This is a genomic window from Candidatus Viadribacter manganicus, from assembly GCF_001679665.1.
Lineage (GTDB): Bacteria > Pseudomonadota > Alphaproteobacteria > Caulobacterales > Aquidulcibacteraceae > Vitreimonas > Vitreimonas manganica.
Genome location: NZ_CP013244.1, coordinates 758,415 through 776,250, shown reverse-complemented (window position 1 = coordinate 776,250; position 17,836 = coordinate 758,415). Strand labels below are relative to the sequence as shown.

Sequence of the window (17,836 nt, the reverse complement as noted above, 5' to 3'; positions counted from 1 at the left end):
GCGATGCGCTACAAACTTACGATCGAATATGATGGCGGCCCATTTCAGGGGTGGCAGCGTTTGCCCGATGCACCGAGCGTGCAGGGCGCGCTTGAGGATGCTGTCGAAAAGCTCACGGGCGCACGCAGCGATGTGATTGGCGCTGGGCGCACCGATTCAGGCGTACACGCCACAGGGCAGGTCGCGCACGTCGATATCGAAAAGCCCTTTGAGGCGTTCAAACTTTCCGAAGCCATCAACGCACACTTGCGGCCACATCCGATCGCGGTGCTGCAAGCGGAAATCGCGGACGCTGAGTTTCACGCCCGTTTCGACGCGGTGCGCCGGCACTATACCTACACCATCGCAAATCGCCGCGCGCCGCTCGCCCTGGATCGCGGCCATGCTTGGCGCATCGGCCTCGAACTCGACATCGCCGCCATGAATCGCGCTGGCGCTGCGTTGATCGGCAGACACGATTTCACGACCTTTCGCGATGGTCGCTGCCAGGCAAAGAGCCCGATAAAAACCTTGGACCAGGCGAGCGCTGAACGGCGCGGCGAGAAGGTTGAGTTCACGTTCGTCGCGCAGAGCTTCTTGCACCGGCAAGTGCGCTCGATGGTTGGCACGTTAGTGGAAGTCGGCCTCGGCAAGATGACGCCGGACGATGTCGCCGCCGCGCTTGCCGCCAAGGATCGCGTTCATTGTGGCCCGGTCGCGCCGTCTGACGGTCTGTGCCTCACTCGCGTCGATTACGCGAAGTAGCGCTTCAGCACCGCTTCATAGCATTGCGCGAGCTTGCGCACCTCTTCGACCGCGCAATGCTCGTCGACCATGTGGGCAGTTTCGTTCCGCAATCCGAGTTCAGCCACTTGGCAGTAGAGCCGGAAGAAGCGGGCGTCTGATGTGCCGCCAGTTGTGGTCAGCGCCGCATCGACGCCGAACGCCTCTTTCACCGAGGCGCGCAGCAGATCGGTGAAGGGCCCCGGGTCGGTATAGAATGCCAGACTCTGCGAGCTGATCGTCCGCGAGTATTTCGCGCCCGCACGTTCCGCCGCCGTGTTCGCGGTTTCATCGATCCACGCCAGCAATGTCTCGGCGGTGTGGTTGGTGTTGAAGCGAATGTTGAGCTTTGCCATCGCCCGTTGCGGGATCACGTTGTGCGCGGGATTGCCGACATCGACGCTGGTGACTTCCAAGTTCGATGGATCAAACCCCGGTGCGCCATCGTCCAATTTGCGCGCCTTCAAGGCCGCGAGCGTTTCGATGAGCGGCGTCACCGGATTGCGCGCGCGGTGGGGGTAAGCGACATGGCCCTGTTTGCCGTCCATGGTCAGGACCACGTTCAAGCTGCCTCGGCGGCCGTTCTTGATGACGTCGCCAACACGGTCTTCACTCGTCGGCTCGCCGACGAGGCAGTGATCTATCTTTTCGCCATCCGCCGCGAGCGCCTCAAGCACGCGCTTTGTGCCGTCAACAGCGGGGCCCTCCTCGTCGCAGGTCAACAAGAACGAGATCGAGCCCTTGGGCGCGCCGGCGCGCAGGAAGTTTTCGGTCGCGCTGATCATTGCCGCGATGGCGGTCTTCATGTCGGTCGCGCCACGGCCGAACAATAGGCCGTCGCGAATATCGGCCGCGAACGGATCGCTCGCCCAGCCTTCGCCGGGCGGCACCACATCGAGATGGCCCGCGAAGCAAAAATTCGGCGCTGCATCGCCGATGCGCGCGTAGAGATTGTCGACCAGGCCGAACTTGTAACGCTTTACCCGGAACCCTAGCGCTTCCAGCGTTTGCTGCGCGAGATCCATGACGCCCGCTTCGTCGGGCGTAACGGACGGCCGTCGCATTAAGGCTTGGGCGAGGATGACTGGATCGGTAAGAGTTCGAGTGTCCATGCACACTGCCTAGCTGCGTGTGCGCCTTGGCAAAAGAGGGGAACGCCGATGAACGACGTTGCGCAGGTCGAGATCGCGCCAGTTGAGGCCTCGCGGCGGATCAAAACCCTGGACGTCCTCCGTGGCTTGGCGATCCTAGGCATCCTAGCGGTCAACGCGCCGTTTTTCGCCGCGCCGTGGCAGACGGCGATGAACCCTTCATTGGCGCCGCTCGCCATCGATCCAAGCAACGCTTGGTCGTGGTTCGTGCCGCACGTCTTCTTCGAAGCCAAGTTCATTACCCTGTTTTCGCTGCTCTTCGGCGTCAGCATCTTTCTGGTTGGCGCAGAACGCAGCGATAAGGGTCGCGGCAAGGTGTTGCGCCGGCGTCTTGGCTGGATGCTCCTGTTCGGGATCGTTCACGGCGCAGCGATCTGGTTTGGCGACATTCTGCTGGTTTATGCCGTTTCGGGTTTCATCGTGATGCTTGCGCGCTCCTGGAAGCCACGCACGCTGATGATTGTCGGCTCTACTGTTTATGTGTTGCTCGCCGCCTTTGGTTTCTTGGCGGGGGCCGCCATCGGCATGGCGCCGGCCGAGGTGTTGGAGGAGATGCGGACAGAGATGTGGTCGCCGCCGCTTGATGTCCTCAACGCTACCGTCAGCAATTTCAGCGGCACGTTCGTGCAGTCGCTCGCCGCGAACTTCACAGCATGGTCGGATTTCGTGCCCTACGAATTGTCCAATACCGTGCCGCGTTCGATCGCGGTCATGATGATCGGCCTTGCCTTGTTTAAATGGGGCTTCTTCAGCGGCAATACGCCGGTCTGGGCTTATCTGATCGTGATTGGCGTTGGCGCTGCTGCGCTCGCTGCTGTCGCTTACCAGGCGCAGTTAAACTACGCGGCCGGTTTCGACTTCATCCATATGAACTCACGCGGCGCCATGCTCAATCCTGCGCTCTCGATCCTGATCACGCTCATGTACGCAAGCTTGCTGATCCTGTGTGTGAAGCTGAATGTCTTAGGCTTTCTCACCAATGCTCTCGCGCCCGTAGGCCAGATGGCGTTCACGAATTACATTTCGCAGAGCGTGATCATGACGGCCATCTTTTATGGCGGCCGTGGGCTTGGTCTTTATGGCGAAGTCAGCCGCGAAGGCTTGGTCGCCATTGTCGCCGGCATCTGGGTGCTGCAGCTCATCTGGTCGCCGCTTTGGCTGTCGCGTTTCAGTATGGGGCCGCTTGAATGGGTCTGGCGCCGGCTCAGCTACGGCAAGCCTGTTGCCATCGGCAAAGCCGTACCGGCATAGTGGCCTCATAAGAATAAATGGAGGAAGCCGCATGAAGAAGTTTGCCGTCGCACTGGCCCTGGGCGCCGCGCTTATCGCTGGCCCCGCGTTCGCGGACACGATGCAGAACACGTACGGCAACACGATTGTCGTCACCTACGCCAACGGCTCGCAGGCCCAATACCATTTCAACGCCGACGGCACGTTCACGGCTGTTGCGCCGGGCGGCTCGCAAATGGCTGGGCGCTATACGGCGGAAGGCGATCAGCTCTGCCTCATCCCACCGAGCGGCGCAGCGCCCCAGTGCACGACCATCGCCACCGATAAGAACGTTGGCGACACATGGACCCAAAGCGCCACCGACGGATCGACGATCAGCGTCGAACTTCGCGCCGGCCGCTAATCAGTCGCGAAGCAATTCGTTCACGCCAGTTTTCGCGCGCGTCTGAGCGTCAACCCGTTTGACGATCACGACGCACGCGAGGCTCGGTCCACCCTTTGGATCGGGTAGCGCACCCGGCACCACGACCGAATAGGCCGGCACTTCGCCGCGGTATTGTTCGCCAGTGGCGCGGTCGATGATTTTGGTCGATTGGCTGATGAAGGTGCCCATTGCCAACACCGCGCCTTCGCGCACGATCACGCCCTCGGCCACTTCCGAGCGCGCGCCGATGAAGCATCCATCTTCGATGATCGTCGGGTTCGCCTGTAGCGGCTCAAGAACGCCGCCAATGCCTGCGCCGCCCGAAATGTGCACGTTCTTGCCGATCTGCGCGCACGAGCCAACGGTCGCCCAAGTGTCGACCATCGTGCCTTCATCGACGTAAGCGCCAATGTTCACGAACGACGGCATCAGCACCACGTTCCGGCCAACGAAGCTGCCGCGTCGCGCGACGGCGCCGGGCACGGCGCGAAAGCCGGCTTTTTCAAATGCGGTATCGCTCCAGCCCAAGAACTTGGAAGGCACCTTGTCCCAATAGGGGCCGGGCGAGGGATCGCCGTTGCCGCCCGCTGCGCCGATCAACTGGTTGGCGCTGATGCGGAAAGAAAGCAGCACGGCCTTCTTAAGCCACTGGTGCGTTTCCCAGGCGCCGTCCGCGCCACGAGTTGCAACGCGCGCTTGGCCGCTGTCTAGCAAGTCGAGCGCTGCTTCAATGGCTTCGACGTCAGCGCCTTTGCTCTTTGGCGAAAGCTCATCGCGCCGTTCCCAAGCGGCTTCAATTTGCGGGGCAAGGTCACTGCTCATACGCTTGAGCTAGCGCGTTTCAGCGCCCAAAGCCAAGCGCAGAAGCGCTTTCACGTCCGGCGCCCAGTGATCGAGATAGGGCGGGCGCGGGTTTGGGTGAACGACGCCAACGAGCGCCGTCGCGAACCCCAGATCGTGCGCTGGCTCCAGATTGTGGAGCGTGTCTTCAATGAGGATCGCGCCGCGCGCGTCGATATCGCAATGCGCCAGCAGCCGCTCGTAGCAGGCGCGTTGTGGTTTGGGCGTGAGCTCCGCCGTCTCGATATCGAACACGGTGTCGAACAAGCCGTCGAGTTGCAGGCTGTTAAGTACGCGCTCGGCGTGACCGCCGCCGCCATTGGTGAAGATGATCCGGCGCCCCGGCAGGCGGTCGATCATTTCGCGCAGCTCTGCGTCCGGCTCCAGCACCGAATGATCCGCCTCGTGCACATCCAAAAGGAAGTCGCGTGCGTCGATCCCATGGTGACGCATCAGCCCAACGACCGTTGCGCCATATTGATGGAAATAGCGTTCGCGAATCTCGAGCGCGCCGGCGGTGTCGAGTTTGGTGGCGCGCATGATGTAGCGCGTCATCCGCTCGCCAATCTCATCGTAGAGCGCGCGAGCCGGATAAAGTGTGTTGTCGAGATCGAACACCCAAGTGCGGATGCCCGCGAAACTCATTCTTCGCGGCTCTGCGTCGGCGCGCTTGGCGGATCGAGGCCGCGTCGCGCTGGTGTCGCCGGAGCGCGATCAACGTCATCGCCAGCGGCTGGCGTCAGCTGACGTGGCATCACGCCAGCCTCGAGGAAATCGCGCTCCTCGAAATCGACCACCAAGCCATCGCGATTGCGCGCGCCGATACGCGTGAACAGTGTCGTTTGGTAGTAGCGGCCTTCGCACTGTTCGCGGCCCAAAATCGCAAAGCGCGCAGGGCTTGTGCAGAACGCTTCGCCACCGGCCGCGAGATAACGCGGGCCGTTCGGTGAATCGAGCGAGGCGTGAACGTAATAGACTTCCTGGATCAGCACTTCGTCGATGGTGCGCACACAACCGCCGGGGGCCAGAGCCCACCAGCCGCGGCTTTCCCAGCCTTCACCGCGACGACGTGCAATCGCCGTCCACACGCGCCCGCGCGTGCGGTTGCAAAGCGTCAGCCCAACTTGGCCGGCACGGCGGCGCGCCGCTGTTTCGAGCGCATCGATCAATTGATCCTGCGTTGCATTCGGCTGTAGGCGCGCCGTCGTGCGGAACTGAGCAATGGCGCTGGCGATCCGGCGTGGATCGGCGCCGCGGCGACCTTCGCGCACGTCATAGCCGGCGTCTTCAAGCAAACGCTGCAAGCCAAGTTGGCGCGCTCGGCCTTGCGAGTACTGGCTCGCTTCTGAGAATGACGTCCGCCAGCTGTCGCGCTTGTTGATCTGAACGCGGCGGAAGCGACGGCCTTCGTAGCTGTCGGTGCAGCGCGGGGGGTTCTCTATTTGGAATTGCCGGGAAGGATCGACGCAAAGCACGGCGTCACCGGTCCATTGCTGACGTCCGCCACGATGCGCGGAAGAGGTGCGGGCGTAGAGATAGTGCGTACCGCGCGCCAGGGGGGCGCCAACGGCCACGCGGCACTCGCCTGGACGCAGACGCGTCCAGCCCTGCACCTGGATTGAACGTCCATCGGGGCGCGCTGTGGCGGCCTCGAGGACGTACGTCGTCTCGTTGCAGATCTGCCAGCCGTTCGGCGCGCGCTCTTGCTGCTGCGCCAGCGCATTGCCGGCGAAAGCCAGCGCCGCCAGCGAAGCGACGGCGGCCAAAGCGACGAGCGCGCCGCCTTTAGTGAATAAGCGTGCCAGCGCCATGTTCGGTGAACAATTCCATGAGCAGGACGTGCGGCGTGCGCCCGTCGAGAATGACAGCAGCTTCGACGCCTTGATCGAGGGCGGCGATGCAGGTTTCAAGTTTCGGGATCATGCCGCCGGTGGCGACGCCCGTATCGATCAGCTTGCGCGCGTCCGCAACTGACATTTCACGGATGAGGTCGCCGTTCTGATCGAGCACACCCGGAATATCGGAGAGCAGCAGGAAGCGTTTTGCCGAGAGCGCCTTGGCAATCGCGCCTGCGGCTGTGTCGGCATTGATGTTGTAGGTCTTGCCGTCTTCTGCGACGCCAATTGGCGCAACCACTGGAATGTAATCTTCCGGCGCATTGATAAGCGCTTGGATCAAAGTCGGATCGACATCGACCGGCTCACCCACGAAGCCCAGATCGACAACTTGTTCGATCATGCTGTCGGGGTCTTTGCGCGTGCGAATGGCTTTCTCACAAGTGATCAGTCGCGCGTCTTTGCCGGAGAGACCAACACCGCGCACGTCCGCTTCGCGTCCCGCGGCGGTGATCAGGTGCGCGAGCTCTTTGTTGACGCTGCCCGATAGCACCATCTCCGCGACTTCCATTGTCTCGGCATCGGTCACGCGCAGCCCGTCCACGAATTGCGATTTCACGCCTGCCCGGTCGAGCATGCGGCTGATCTGCGGTCCGCCGCCGTGCACGACGACAGGATGCAAGCCCACCAGCTTCAAAAGAACGACGTCTGCGGCGAATTTGCGGGCGGTTTCGTTGTCGCCCATCGCGTGGCCGCCATATTTCACCAACACGATCTCGCGATCGTAGATTTGGATATAGGGCAGGGCCTCCGCGAGCGTCTTCGCCGCGGTCAAACCTTCTTCCAGCGCAGCCTGGCGATCTTTGGGGGGAAGCTTGCTCACCTGCGATTTCCTAAGCGGTTCCGCCGCTTACGCCAAGGCCGCGATTTCAGCCCGCAACCGCTCGATCCCCAGGCCAGTTTCGCTTGAGGTTGCGATGATTTCAGGGTGCGCGGCCGGGCGTATGGCGATCGCGGCGCGCGTTGCGGCAGCTGTTGCTGCAATTTCCGTCGGCTTTACTTTGTCCGCCTTGGTCAGCACCAGCTGATATGTGACCGCAGCTTTGTCGAGCGCGTCCATGACATCCTTGTCATCCGGTTTCAGGCCGTGACGTCCGTCGATGAGGAGGATGACGCGCTTTAGGCTGACGCGGCCGCGGAGATAGTCGCGCGTCAGCGTGGTCCAGCGGCCGATCTCGTTCTTCGGCGCCTTGGCGTAGCCGTAACCCGGCAAGTCCACGAGCCGCAGCTTGTCGCCCATGCGGAAGAAGTTGAGTTCGCGCGTGCGTCCAGGCTCGGTCGAGGCGCGCGCGAGTTTGTTGCGCCCGGTGAGCTTGTTGATCAGCGAAGACTTGCCGACGTTCGAGCGCCCCGCAAACGCAATCTCCGGCACGTTCGCTTCCGGCAGGTGCTCCATGCCAGCAACGCCACGCTCGAACTCGATTGGCCCGGCAAAAAGCAGGCGCCCAATCTCGATGCGTTCGGCTTCTTCCTCGGGCGTCATCCCCGATCAACTCGCGGCTTTGGGCCCGAAGCGTTTGGCCAAGAACGTGTCCAATTGGGTCTCGACGCCCTGCCTGCGCATAATGACGTATTGCTGTAGGATCGAGAGCGAGTTCGACCAGGTCCAATAGATGACAAGGCCTGCCGGGAAGGCGGCGAACATCACCGTAAACACGATCGGCAGGAAGCGGAAAATCTGCGCTTGTACTGGATCGGTCGGCGGCGGCGACAGCGATTGCAGCGCCAACATCGATAGGCCGTAGAAGATCGGCCACAGGCCAATCATCAAGATCGCAGGCGGCGCCCACGGAATGAGGCCGAACAGGTTGAAGATCGATGTCGGGTCTTGCGCTGAGAGGTCGTGCACCCAGCCGACAAAAGGCTCGTGCCGCATCTCAATCGTGACGGTCAGTGTTTTGTAGAGCGCAAAGAACACTGGGATCTGCATCAGGATCGGCAAGCAGCCGGCGACCGGATTGATTTTCTCAGTCTGGTAGAGCTTCAAGATTTCCTGCTGCTGACGCTGCTTATCGGCGGCGTAGCGCTCCTGAACTTCCTTCATCTTTGGCTGCAAGCCGCGCATCTTCGCCATCGACTTGAAGGACGAATAGACGAGCGGGAACATGAGCGCCTTGATCACGACGGTCGACGCCAGGATCGCGAGGCCGAAATTGAAGACGATGCCCCAGCCGGCGAAGAGCTGGCCAAACCAGTGCAGCATCGCGAAGAACGGACGGGTCAGGAACCAGAAATTGCCCCAGTCGATGGCGTCATCAAAACGCGGGATGGCCTGGCCGCGGGCGGTGTCGTCGCCGCGCTGATACGAGCGCAGCAATTCGTAGCGCTTCGCACCGGCAAAGAAGCGCTGCGTGTAGGTGACTTCGCCGCCGGCCGGCAGTTCGCGCCATTGGCCACGATAGGCGGCGCGATAATCGTTGCGGCCATCCTCGGTGCGGCTGTCGAAATAGGTTGAAACGCGCTCGTTCTGATCGGGAATGATCGCGGCAAGCCAGTAGTGCTCGGTGATGCCGAACCAGCCGCCCGCGCCTTGCGCTTCTTGAATGCGCTCGTCCTCGCCAACGCGGCCGCGCACGCGGTCACGCGCGTGCTTGTCGGCATCGCTAAAGCGCGTTTGGTGGAGGTTGTTGTTCGGGCCGAAGGCGCCGATCAAACCTTGGTGCACGATCGGCAAGTTCTTGTAGTGCTCGGGCAGGCCATCGCGGCGCACCGTGCCGAACGGGCGAACCTGCAGCGGCGCGCCGCTGGTGTTGCGCACCACGTCGGTGATCGTGAACATGAAGTGCTCATCGATCGAGATCGTGCGCTCGATGCTGCGCCCGTCGCCGGCGTCGAAGTTGATGATCACCGGCGTCGATGGCGTCAGGCGCGAGCCTTGCGGCGCCGTCCACTGGCTGCGCGAATCCGAGAGCGTCGACGTGGTTTCGCCCGATTGAACTTCCCAACCGAAGAAGGCGTCGTGGCCGAATTGCGTGTTGATCGGCGCAAGCACTGTAACTTCAGGGCTCGCCGGATCGATCGTCTGGCGGTACTGGCGCAGATTGAGATCGTCGATGCGCGCGCCTTGCAGCGAGATCGAACCGTCGACTTCCTGCGTGTCGATGGCGATGCGCGTGGCTGCTGAGGTGGTCAGTGCTTCGTCGCGCGCGACGATTGCGTTTGGTGCGGCGCCTTCACCCGAAGCTTCGCTAGCGCCGCTCTGCGTAGCCGCTTGCTGCTGCAGCTGCTCGGCCTGCGCGCGCTGCTCCGCCTGCAGGCGTTCGCGCGCTGGGCCGTTATAGAAGAACTCAAAGCCGCCCCAGATGCCGACCGCGAGCACGATGGCGAGGATCACGTTGCGCGTCTCGTTGGGAGCGCCGCCGCCAGGATTCTGCATCGGAGTTCAGTCGCTTTCGGTTGATTTTTTGGGAGCTTTAGCGCGTTTCGCGCCTTCCAGATCGGCGCGGAGCCTTATCAGCGCGTTTCCAAGATCGTCAAGCAAGGCGGGCCAAGGCGCAGATGGGGTCTGTTGCCGCGCCACCAGGACGTAATCGACCCCGGCAAGCCCATGTTCTGGCAGAAGGCGACGAGCCGCCTCCCGAAGGCGACGTTTGGCGCGGTTTCGCTCGACCGCCCCGCCGACCTTCTTTGACGCTGTAAAGCCAACCCCGATAGCGCCGGCCTCCTCGCGGCGGCGCGCCTCTACCAGCACCCCTGGACGGGACGCACGAAAGCCAGCCCGCACAAACAAAAATTGCGCGCGCTTGGTCAGGTGTTGCAGGGACGGGCCGGAGGTCATTGGGCCGGACTTGTAGCCCGGCAGGGGCGCTTAGGCCGAGAGCTTCTTGCGGCCCTTGGCGCGGCGGCGCGACAGCACCTTTTGACCACCCTTGGTGGCCATACGGGCGCGGAAGCCATGGCGACGCTTACGAACGAGCCGGCTCGGCTGGTAGGTCCGCTTGGTGCTCACGACGACGCCTCAATACTTAATGGGCCCTGGTGGGCCGGAAAACGAAGGGGCGGGGATTACCCCAGCCCCTTTGAAGCGTCAAGGCGATCAGACTGGGACAAATGCCCTCGCGATCAGAAACACGATCGCCATCGCCCAAAGAGCGCCCAAAAACATGATCGACCGCCATTTTGGCGGCCCGGTTCGAGATTGCATAGAGAGGCTCCTTCCTTGGGAGGGGCGGGAGTTCAAGTCTCTCTCAGCCGCCGGCTGCCTGTGGAAAGTGCCCCATGCCGACGATGTTCACAGCCTAGGCCCTTCAGCCCCGCCGGCCGCATGAATTCTCGGTTCGGTTCCGAAACGGGACCCGCCTGACAAAAACCCGCAGTCTGCGCTAGGGCATTGGGGGCATGAGTCTCCCCGACGATACCGCCCGCCAGAGCGGCCCATGGCGGCGCGCTCGCGAGTTCGTCGATAGCTTGGCGGGCCGGCTGCTGGGGCTGACCGCCCTGGCCGTGATCGCCGGCGAGATTTTCGTGTTTGCGCCCGCTCTGGCGGGTTTCCACGAAGCTTGGCTGCGTGAGCGCATCAATCTCGCGCAGATCGCCGCGATCGCGCTCGAAGTTTCGCCCGACCTCAACATCACCGACACGCTCGAATACGATCTGCTTGAGAACGCCCAAGTTCAGCGCGTCGCCATCCAGCGCGAGGGCGAGCGCATCTTGCTGCTCGAAGACCCGAACGCCGCCAACAACGAAGTGCTGGTGCTCTACGATTATACGCGCGCGTCGGGTTGGCAGCGCTTCAAGTGGGCTCTGGAGACATTCTTCGCGCCGCCGGGACGCGTGCTTCGCGTCCTTTCGCGCCCGCGCTTCGAAAGCGGCGAATTCGTCGAGATCGTTCTAAATGAAGCACCGTTGAAGGAAGCGGTGGAGCATTTTGCCGAGCGTTTCGCGCGCGTCTCGATGCTCATTTTGATGGCCGCGGCCGCGCTCATCTATTTTGCCCTAAGCGCCGCCTTCGTGCGTCCGATGCGCGATCTGACGGAAGCCATCGAACGCTTTCGCGATAAGCCGGAAGACGTCTCGATTGCATTTCCACGTAGTCAACGCAGCGACGAAATTGGCCGCGCCCAGCGCGCCGCCGCTGATATGGCCGAGCAGGTGCGCAACGCATTGCGCCAAAACGAGCGCCTGGCCGCTTTGGGCGCTGCAGTTGCGCGCATCGGTCACGATCTACGCAACATGCTCTCGACCGCCCAATTGGTCGCCGACCGTTTGGCGCAATCGGAAGATCCAGCCGTCCGCCAATTGGCCCCGCGTCTTGAGCGCACGATCGATCGCGCAGCAGGCCTTGCGGCATCGACGCTAAAATACGGCCGCGCCGATGAGGACCCGCCGAAGCTGCAGAAAGTCGATGTCAACGAGGCCGCAGAGGAAGCGGCGGCGGAATCCCTCATCGGTTTTGCCGGGGTCGACTATAAAGAAGATATCGAAGCGGGGCTCGCTTGCGTAGCTGACGCCGATCATCTGCATCGCATTCTAGGCAACCTTCTTCGCAATGCTGCGCAAGCGATGAAGGACCATACGCGCCGCGATAAATTGCTCGTCGTACGGGCCCTGCGCGTTGATGGACGCTGTGAAATCGAAGTGATCGATCACGGCCCGGGCGTGCGTGAAAACCTCCGCGCCCGCTTGTTTGAACCCTTCGTCTCGGCGGCGCCCGAAGCGGGTGGCACCGGACTTGGCCTTGCCATCGCGCGCGAACTTACCCGCGCCATGGGCGGCGAACTCGAACTTACTCGCACCGGCGCCGAAGGCACCACTTTTCGCATCACGCTCCCGGCCGCTTAGCGCGAAGGCGCGATTGCTGCTACCAAGATCGGGGAGGCCAACATGAGCGAAGAAGCACAGGCCGACACGCGTCGCGTGCGCCCCTGGATTGCGGCGTTGCTGACATTTCTGGGGCTAGGCGTTGGGCTGTTCTACGCCCGCCGAACCCGCGCCGCGATCTGGATGGCGGTTTTTAGCGTAGCGAGCGGCGTCGCAAGCGGACTTGGGTTCGCCGCGTACGTTTTGATGACTCACACTTTCCCCTTGGCATTCTTCAATCCCAACGGCTTTTCGTTCGTCGATCTTGTGGGCGTGGTGATCAGCGTCGTCGCCGCGATCTGGGTTTGGGTCTTCGTCGCCAAGCGTCAGCAGGTTGAGAAAGCGGGGCCCGTTCGTCTGCTCGGCTACCTCGCGATATGGCTCGTTCCACTTCTGGTGACGGCCGCACTTGCGATGGCGTTACGCTTCACAACCATACATCCGTTCCGCATTCCTTCCGGCGCGATGCAGCCAACTTTGAACGTCGGTGATTATGTGCTCGTCGCCAAATGGAGCTACGGCTACAGTCGCTTTTCCATCGCGCCGTTTGAAAGTCTGGCCCCAAGCGGGCGTTGGCGCGCGCACGTTCCGGAACGGGGCGATATCGCAGTCTTCCGGCCAACGCCTGAGCCGGACCGAGATTTCGTCAAGCGCATCGTCGGCCTTCCCGGTGATCGAATTCAAATGATCGGCGGCGTGCTCAACATCAATGGAAGTCCAGTAGCAAGGCAATCGCTTGGCGAGCAAACCTTCGGCGCCGAAGGGAGCGAGTTTCAAGCGCAAGTCTTCCGCGAAACGCTACCGAATGGCGTGAGTTATCTCACCCTCGATCGCGGCGTGTCCGAGCTTGATGATACGCAGGTCTTCGTCGTTCCCGCCGGGCACTATTTCGCGATGGGCGATGATCGCGACAACTCAGCTGACAGCCGCGTCCCCAGCGTGATCGGATACATACCGTTCGACAATTTGATCGGCAGGGTCGACGAGATATTCACTCCGCGCTAGCGCGACGGCATTGCGCTTTGCTCGGGTGAAACACGGCCTACAACGCCTTCGCGCCGCGGATCGGCGCCACCTTCGAGGCCGCGCGGCGTAACGCGGATCGCGTGCAAACCGCTGACTTCACCAAGGCTCGTTTGCTGCAACTGCCAGCCGCGCGCCGTCAACGCATCGGCGATGCCTGCGGGAAAGCGCGTGATTTCCGCCGCGACTGTTTCCGTGCGCGCCGTGGCGTTGCCGACATTGATCGCGTCCTGCACCGGCAGGCCCCAATCAAGAATGCCGATCGTCGTGCGCGCTGTGTACGCGATGATTGACGAGCCACCGGGCGAGCCGACAACCAATTCCAAATCGCCGTCACGGTCGGTGACGATCACCGGCGTCATAGATGAACGCGGGCGTTTGCCTGGCGCAACAGCATTGGCGACCGGGCGCCCGTTTAAGGTTGGCGTGAACGAAAAGTCGGTCAGCTGGTTGTTGAGGAGGAAGCCGTTGGTCATGCGCTGCGAACCGAAGAGGCTCTCAACCGTCGCCGTCAGCGAGACTGCATTGCCCCAGCCGTCGACGATCGCGATGTGCGTGGTGCCGGTGTCTTCGCCAAGATCGCGCCCCCAACGGTCGTAGAGATCCGGGTGTCCTGGCGGTGCGCCTGGTGGTGTTTGTTCGGGCGCATGCGCAACATCGATCAACAGCGCGCGGGCATTGAGATAGTCCGGATTGATCAAGTCCAACGTCGGCACTGGCACAAGGCTATCGTCGGCCATGTAATAATCGCGGTCCGCGAAGGAGAGGCGGCTTGCCCAAAGGAACGCCGCCCAATCATCAGCGCTGTTGACGCCTTCTGGTCGCGGCCGCGCGCGCTCGTAGAGCCCGAGAATGGCGATCAGCGCATTGCCCGAAGCTGGTGCGTTCGTGGAGCACACGCGATAAACGCGATAGGGGCCGCACACAGGCTCAAACCGGCGCGCCTGCGCGGCGCTCAGATCGCTCAATGCCAGCGAGCCGCCACGCGGATTGCGTCGTGCCGTTGCTACGATGCCGTCCGCAATCGGCCCTTGGCTCAGCGCGCTCGGCCCTTGTTCGGCAATTGCGCGCAATGTCGCCGCATAGTCAAGATTGCGCAGGATGTCGCCCACCTGGAGTGGGTTGCCCTGGCGATCGAAAAAATAAGCGCGCGCCGCAAAATCCGCGCGCAAGCGTCCGCCGGCGCCGCCCGAATAGGCGATGAAGCCCGCAAGCCGCGGTGAAATCGCGAAGCCTTCTTCGGCCAATCGAATGGCCGGTTGAAACAGGCGCGCCCACGGCAACCGGCCGTGATCCTCGTGCGCGAGCTTCAGCATCGAGATTAGCAATGGCGTACCGATCGATCGCCCGCTTGCTTGCGCGTCGAGGAATGGCATCGGCCGTCCGCGCGCGTCCAAGAACATGTCGGGCCGCGCACCGGCCGGCGCGATCTCGCGCCCGTCATAGCCGCTGATAGCTTCGTCGGCGGCGTTGTAGTGAAGCATGAAGCCGCCGCCGCCGATGCCGGACGATTGCGGCTCCACCAAACCAAGCACCAGCTCCGCCGCGATTGCAGCGTCAACGGCGCTGCCGCCCGCGCGCAAAATCTCTTGCGCTGCCTCGACAGCATGCGGGTTGGCTGCGGCTACCATGGCTTCACCGCGCGGCGCGCCTTGTTGCGACACGCCCGGCATCGATCCCGATGCGCACGCGACCAGCAGTAACGCGATCAGCGGCGTGGCGATGCGTTTCAACGATTGCTTGTCAAACATCAGGACGCTTCCTACGACGGCGTAATTCTAACGCGAAAGAGCACGCCATGGCGCGTCCCGGCCCAACCAATTCATTGAGTGATGTGGCTGGTTTGTCCATAGGTTGCGCCGAAGACGCGCGGGCTCTGACTGGCGTTACGGTGATCGTTCCGGATGCGCGTGCGGTATGCGCCGTCGACGTCCGCGGCGGCGGTCCAGGCACACGCGAAACTGACGCGCTCGCTCCCGAAAATCTCGTCGACGCAATTGACGCACTCGTGCTGAGCGGCGGTTCCGTCTACGGGCTTGCCGCAGCGGATGGGGTTGCGGCGGCGATGGGCGCCGAAGGCAGAGGCTTTGCCCTTATTGATTTGCCCGGCGTGCCGCGTTCGCCTGTGATCCCTGCCGCCATCCTCTACGATCTCGCCAATGGCGGCGATAAATCCTGGAACGATGCGCCGCCCTACAACGCACTTGGCCGGCAAGCATACGCAGCGCGCGCCAAAGCGACGCCGCTTGGCAACGCCGGCGCCGGCCTTGGCGCCGTCGCCGGTGCGCTCAAAGGCGGGCAGGGCAGCGCCAGCATTGTCACCCAAGATGGCTATACGATCGGCGCACTCGCTTGCGTCAATTGCTGGGGCTCCACCACAATGCCGAACGCGCGCGCGTTCTGGGCGCATCCGTTCGAAATCGACGGCGAGTTCGGCGCTGTCGCACCAACCGGCGAAAAGTTCGACGCTGAAGATTGGGGTGGCGCGAAGTTCAATCCGCAGCCGCGCGCCAATACGACGATCGCGTGCGTCGCCACCGATGCAGCGCTCACGCCCGCTGAAGCCAAGCGTATTGCGCAGATGGCGAGCGCCGGGGTCGCGCGGGCGATCCGTCCCGTCTTCGCGCCTTTCGATGGCGATGTTGTCTTTGCCTTATCCACAGGCGCCCGCGAGACCGGCGAACCACGGGCGCTGACCATCGCCCGGCTGGGCGCGCTCGCCGCCGACTGCCTCGCCCGCGCAATCGTCCGGGGCGTCCATGCCGCCGCCCCGCTGGGCCGTCATAAGGCCTGGCGCGACCTTTAGGCTCCAGGTCAGCCTTGCCAGCGCCGCAACCTGACGCTATGCACCGCGCCTTCGCGCCCGTAGCTCAGCTGGATAGAGCACCAGACTACGAATCTGGGGGTCAGGAGTTCGAATCTCTTCGGGCGCGCCATTGTTTTCGCAGACATTTTTGAGCCGTTTGGCCTCGCCCGGATTTCACGCTCGGGCGCGGTGTTGACGCGTTGCGTCGGTCTGTTTTCGGGTAGCTGAAACGCTGCGCGCGATCGGGCTCCTGCTCGCCGCATCGTCATTTGCCGCGTCCGGCGGTCTTTCGAGAGGGTGGGGTCGATACAAATTCGTGGGCCGTGCTGAGCGCGTCCTGTTCGAACGCAACGATCGAGCGTGACATGGCGTTGTCGCGCTAGGAGTGATCCGTCCATGCCAATGCGACACGCTCGCCTCTCGCTGTTGGAGTCACCAGACGCCGAGCGCGTCGGGTCTGATCGGCCTGATGACGGTGCGAGTTTTATGTTTCGCACGGGCGCGTTGCAGTCGATGCCGTGGCCGGTGTTTGGGAGCGATGGGAGCGCTCGACGGCGCCATCGAGCATGCCTTCCGATACGAGCGGATTTTCGCGCTTCAACGCAGCGCAGATCGCCGATTTCATCTTCGGGCCGTAGGGGTGAGATTTCACTCTTGCTTGGCCGCGCTCAAATGAAGCCCTAGAGTTCGCCGTTCGCACACGGCGACTCTCGGGCTTGTCTATGACCTATCAACTCTACGGTACGCCCGGCTCGCTCTACACCGGCAAAGCGCGCAGCTATCTTATCAAGCAGGGCATTGCGTTCGAGAACCGCTCGCCCGGACAAGCGGGTTTTCATCAAGAGATCATCCCCCGTATCGGCCGGTGGATCATCCCCGTACTTGAGGCGCCCGATGGTGAGCTCGTGCAGGATGGCGCGGACATCATTGCGCACTTCGAAGCCAAGGGCGCGACGCGCTTTCCCGCCTATCCGCAAACGCCGATCCATAAAGTTGTCGCGCACATTTTTGAGTTCTTCGGCGGTGAGGGGCTCCTGCGGCCAGCGATGCACTACCGCTGGAATTTCGACGCCCACAACCGCGCTTTTTTAGAGCGCGATTTCCCGGCGGCGCTTGCCCCGCCATTTGCGCCGCAAGACATGCAGGCCAGTGTCTTCGATATGGCCAGCGTGCGCATGCGTAAAGCCATGGCGAGCTTCGGCGTGACGGAAGCGACGATCCCGAGCGTTGAAGCTTCGTATCTGGAATTCTTGCGCTTGTTCGATGCGCATCTTGTGCAAGCGCCATATTTGCTTGGCGGACGTCCGACCATTGGCGATTGGGGCCTTATCGCGCCGCTCTACGCGCACCTCGCGCGCGATCCCTATCCTTCTGCGTTGATGAAGCAAACCGCGTTTCGTGTTTGGCGCTGGACCGAGCGCATGAACGCGCCGGATCAGGACGCAGGCGAGTACAACAATCCTCAGCCCGAACTCTTCGCAGATGATGCGATACCGGAGAGCCTCAAAGATATCCTGCGTTTCATCGGCGAGGATTATCTTCCAGAAGTGCGCGCGTACGTCGCGTTCACAAATGCTTGGCTGGCGGAGCGGCCAGACCTTGAGGCCGGAACAAGCGGAATGGAGCGCACCCAGGATCGCGTTATCGGCCGGGCGGAATTCGTTTGGCGCGGCCATGCCGTCAAAGTCGGCGTGATGCCGTATCGGCTCTATCTTTTGCAGAAAATTCAAGACGCATTCGATCAAGCCGCGCCAGCTGCGCGAGCGGCGATCATGACGCTGCTTGCTGATGTTGGGCTGGATGAGCTGCTCGCCCTTCGCACCACGCGGCGGGTCGAGCGGCGCAATCACCTTGAGGTTTGGGGCGCGCCTCGCGCTGCGAGAGGTTAGGCTGGGGCTGGTGTGAA

At 62.6% G+C, this 17,836-nt stretch carries 17 protein-coding genes and 1 tRNA gene; 8 read left to right on the top strand and 10 right to left on the bottom strand.

All coding sequences use genetic code 11. The annotated features are described in order from the left end of the window. Window positions 1-3: 3 nt before the first annotated feature. A complete protein-coding gene (gene truA / locus ATE48_RS04120; RefSeq protein ID WP_066768081.1) occupies window positions 4-744 on the top strand; it encodes a tRNA pseudouridine(38-40) synthase TruA in 741 nt (246 codons plus the stop codon). Here truA and dapE read toward each other — a convergent pair. Next, window positions 732-1,874 carry a succinyl-diaminopimelate desuccinylase gene (gene dapE / locus ATE48_RS04115; RefSeq protein ID WP_066768079.1) on the bottom strand — a complete coding sequence of 381 codons (1,143 nt, stop codon included), beginning with the start codon at window positions 1,872-1,874 and terminating at the stop codon, window positions 732-734. The two genes, truA and dapE, sit on opposite strands and share 13 nt — an antisense overlap. Before the next feature lie 48 nt (window positions 1,875-1,922). On the opposite strand from dapE, the gene ATE48_RS04110 reads away from it, so the two are divergent. Together ATE48_RS04110 and ATE48_RS04105 are read left to right on the top strand one after the other, a co-directional pair. After that, window positions 1,923-3,164: a DUF418 domain-containing protein gene (locus tag ATE48_RS04110; protein WP_066768076.1), complete on the top strand. Its 1,242-nt coding sequence runs from the start codon at window positions 1,923-1,925 to the stop codon at window positions 3,162-3,164. 31 nt (window positions 3,165-3,195) lie between these two features. Further along, window positions 3,196-3,546: a hypothetical protein gene (locus ATE48_RS04105; protein ID WP_066768074.1), complete on the top strand. Its 351-nt coding sequence runs from the start codon at window positions 3,196-3,198 to the stop codon at window positions 3,544-3,546. On the opposite strand, the gene dapD is transcribed toward ATE48_RS04105, so the two are convergent. The 8 genes from dapD to rpmH form a co-directional block, all read right to left on the bottom strand. Further along, a complete protein-coding gene (dapD, locus tag ATE48_RS04100) occupies window positions 3,547-4,389 on the bottom strand; it encodes a 2,3,4,5-tetrahydropyridine-2,6-dicarboxylate N-succinyltransferase (protein ID WP_066768072.1) in 843 nt (280 codons plus the stop codon). It lies immediately after the preceding gene. Window positions 4,390-4,398: 9 nt separating this feature from the next. After that, window positions 4,399-5,052 (bottom strand): pyrimidine 5'-nucleotidase, encoded by a 654-nt coding sequence (locus ATE48_RS04095; protein ID WP_066768070.1) that lies wholly within the window; start codon window positions 5,050-5,052, stop codon window positions 4,399-4,401. Next, a complete protein-coding gene (locus ATE48_RS04090; RefSeq protein WP_066768068.1) occupies window positions 5,049-6,218 on the bottom strand; it encodes a DUF1036 domain-containing protein in 1,170 nt (389 codons plus the stop codon). Before ATE48_RS04090 ends, ATE48_RS04095 begins: the two co-directional genes overlap by 4 nt. Beyond that, on the bottom strand, window positions 6,193-7,089 hold the full coding sequence (gene argB / locus ATE48_RS04085) for an acetylglutamate kinase (RefSeq protein WP_066774581.1): 897 nt from the start codon (window positions 7,087-7,089) through the stop codon (window positions 6,193-6,195). Before argB ends, ATE48_RS04090 begins: the two co-directional genes overlap by 26 nt. Window positions 7,090-7,152: 63 nt before the next feature. Beyond that, complete coding sequence (gene yihA / locus ATE48_RS04080; RefSeq protein WP_066768066.1) at window positions 7,153-7,785, bottom strand: ribosome biogenesis GTP-binding protein YihA/YsxC; 633 nt, start codon at window positions 7,783-7,785, stop codon at window positions 7,153-7,155. A gap of 6 nt (window positions 7,786-7,791) precedes the next feature. Continuing rightward, window positions 7,792-9,678, bottom strand: a complete 1,887-nt coding sequence (gene yidC / locus ATE48_RS04075; RefSeq protein WP_066768064.1) for a membrane protein insertase YidC — start codon at window positions 9,676-9,678, stop codon at window positions 7,792-7,794. Between the two features lie 6 nt (window positions 9,679-9,684). Beyond that, complete coding sequence (rnpA, locus tag ATE48_RS04070; RefSeq protein WP_066768062.1) at window positions 9,685-10,080, bottom strand: ribonuclease P protein component; 396 nt, start codon at window positions 10,078-10,080, stop codon at window positions 9,685-9,687. A 30-nt stretch (window positions 10,081-10,110) separates the two neighbouring features. Continuing rightward, a complete protein-coding gene (gene rpmH, locus ATE48_RS19300) occupies window positions 10,111-10,251 on the bottom strand; it encodes a 50S ribosomal protein L34 (protein WP_083197141.1) in 141 nt (46 codons plus the stop codon). Between the two features lie 389 nt (window positions 10,252-10,640). On the opposite strand from rpmH, the gene ATE48_RS04065 reads away from it, so the two are divergent. Continuing rightward, window positions 10,641-12,083, top strand: coding sequence for a sensor histidine kinase (locus ATE48_RS04065; protein WP_066768060.1), 1,443 nt, complete (start codon window positions 10,641-10,643; stop codon window positions 12,081-12,083). A 42-nt stretch (window positions 12,084-12,125) separates the two neighbouring features. Beyond that, window positions 12,126-13,106 (top strand): signal peptidase I, encoded by a 981-nt coding sequence (gene lepB / locus ATE48_RS04060; RefSeq protein ID WP_066768059.1) that lies wholly within the window; start codon window positions 12,126-12,128, stop codon window positions 13,104-13,106. Here lepB and ATE48_RS04055 read toward each other — a convergent pair. Then, the gene (locus tag ATE48_RS04055; protein ID WP_066768058.1) at window positions 13,103-14,875 is read right to left on the bottom strand and encodes a gamma-glutamyltransferase family protein; all 1,773 of its coding nucleotides are present in this window, start codon (window positions 14,873-14,875) and stop codon (window positions 13,103-13,105) included. The two genes, lepB and ATE48_RS04055, sit on opposite strands and share 4 nt — an antisense overlap. Window positions 14,876-14,922: 47 nt before the next feature. Here ATE48_RS04055 and ATE48_RS04050 point away from each other — a divergent pair, with 47 nt between their 5' ends. The 3 genes from ATE48_RS04050 (at window position 14,923) to ATE48_RS04040 (ending at window position 17,819) form a co-directional block, all read left to right on the top strand. Further along, the gene (locus ATE48_RS04050) at window positions 14,923-15,930 is read left to right on the top strand and encodes a P1 family peptidase (protein ID WP_066768057.1); all 1,008 of its coding nucleotides are present in this window, start codon (window positions 14,923-14,925) and stop codon (window positions 15,928-15,930) included. 53 nt (window positions 15,931-15,983) lie between these two features. Further along, window positions 15,984-16,060 (top strand) — tRNA-Arg (locus ATE48_RS04045). 592 nt (window positions 16,061-16,652) lie between these two features. Next, the gene (locus ATE48_RS04040) at window positions 16,653-17,819 is read left to right on the top strand and encodes a glutathione S-transferase N-terminal domain-containing protein (RefSeq protein WP_066768055.1); all 1,167 of its coding nucleotides are present in this window, start codon (window positions 16,653-16,655) and stop codon (window positions 17,817-17,819) included. Window positions 17,820-17,836 lie beyond the last annotated feature (17 nt).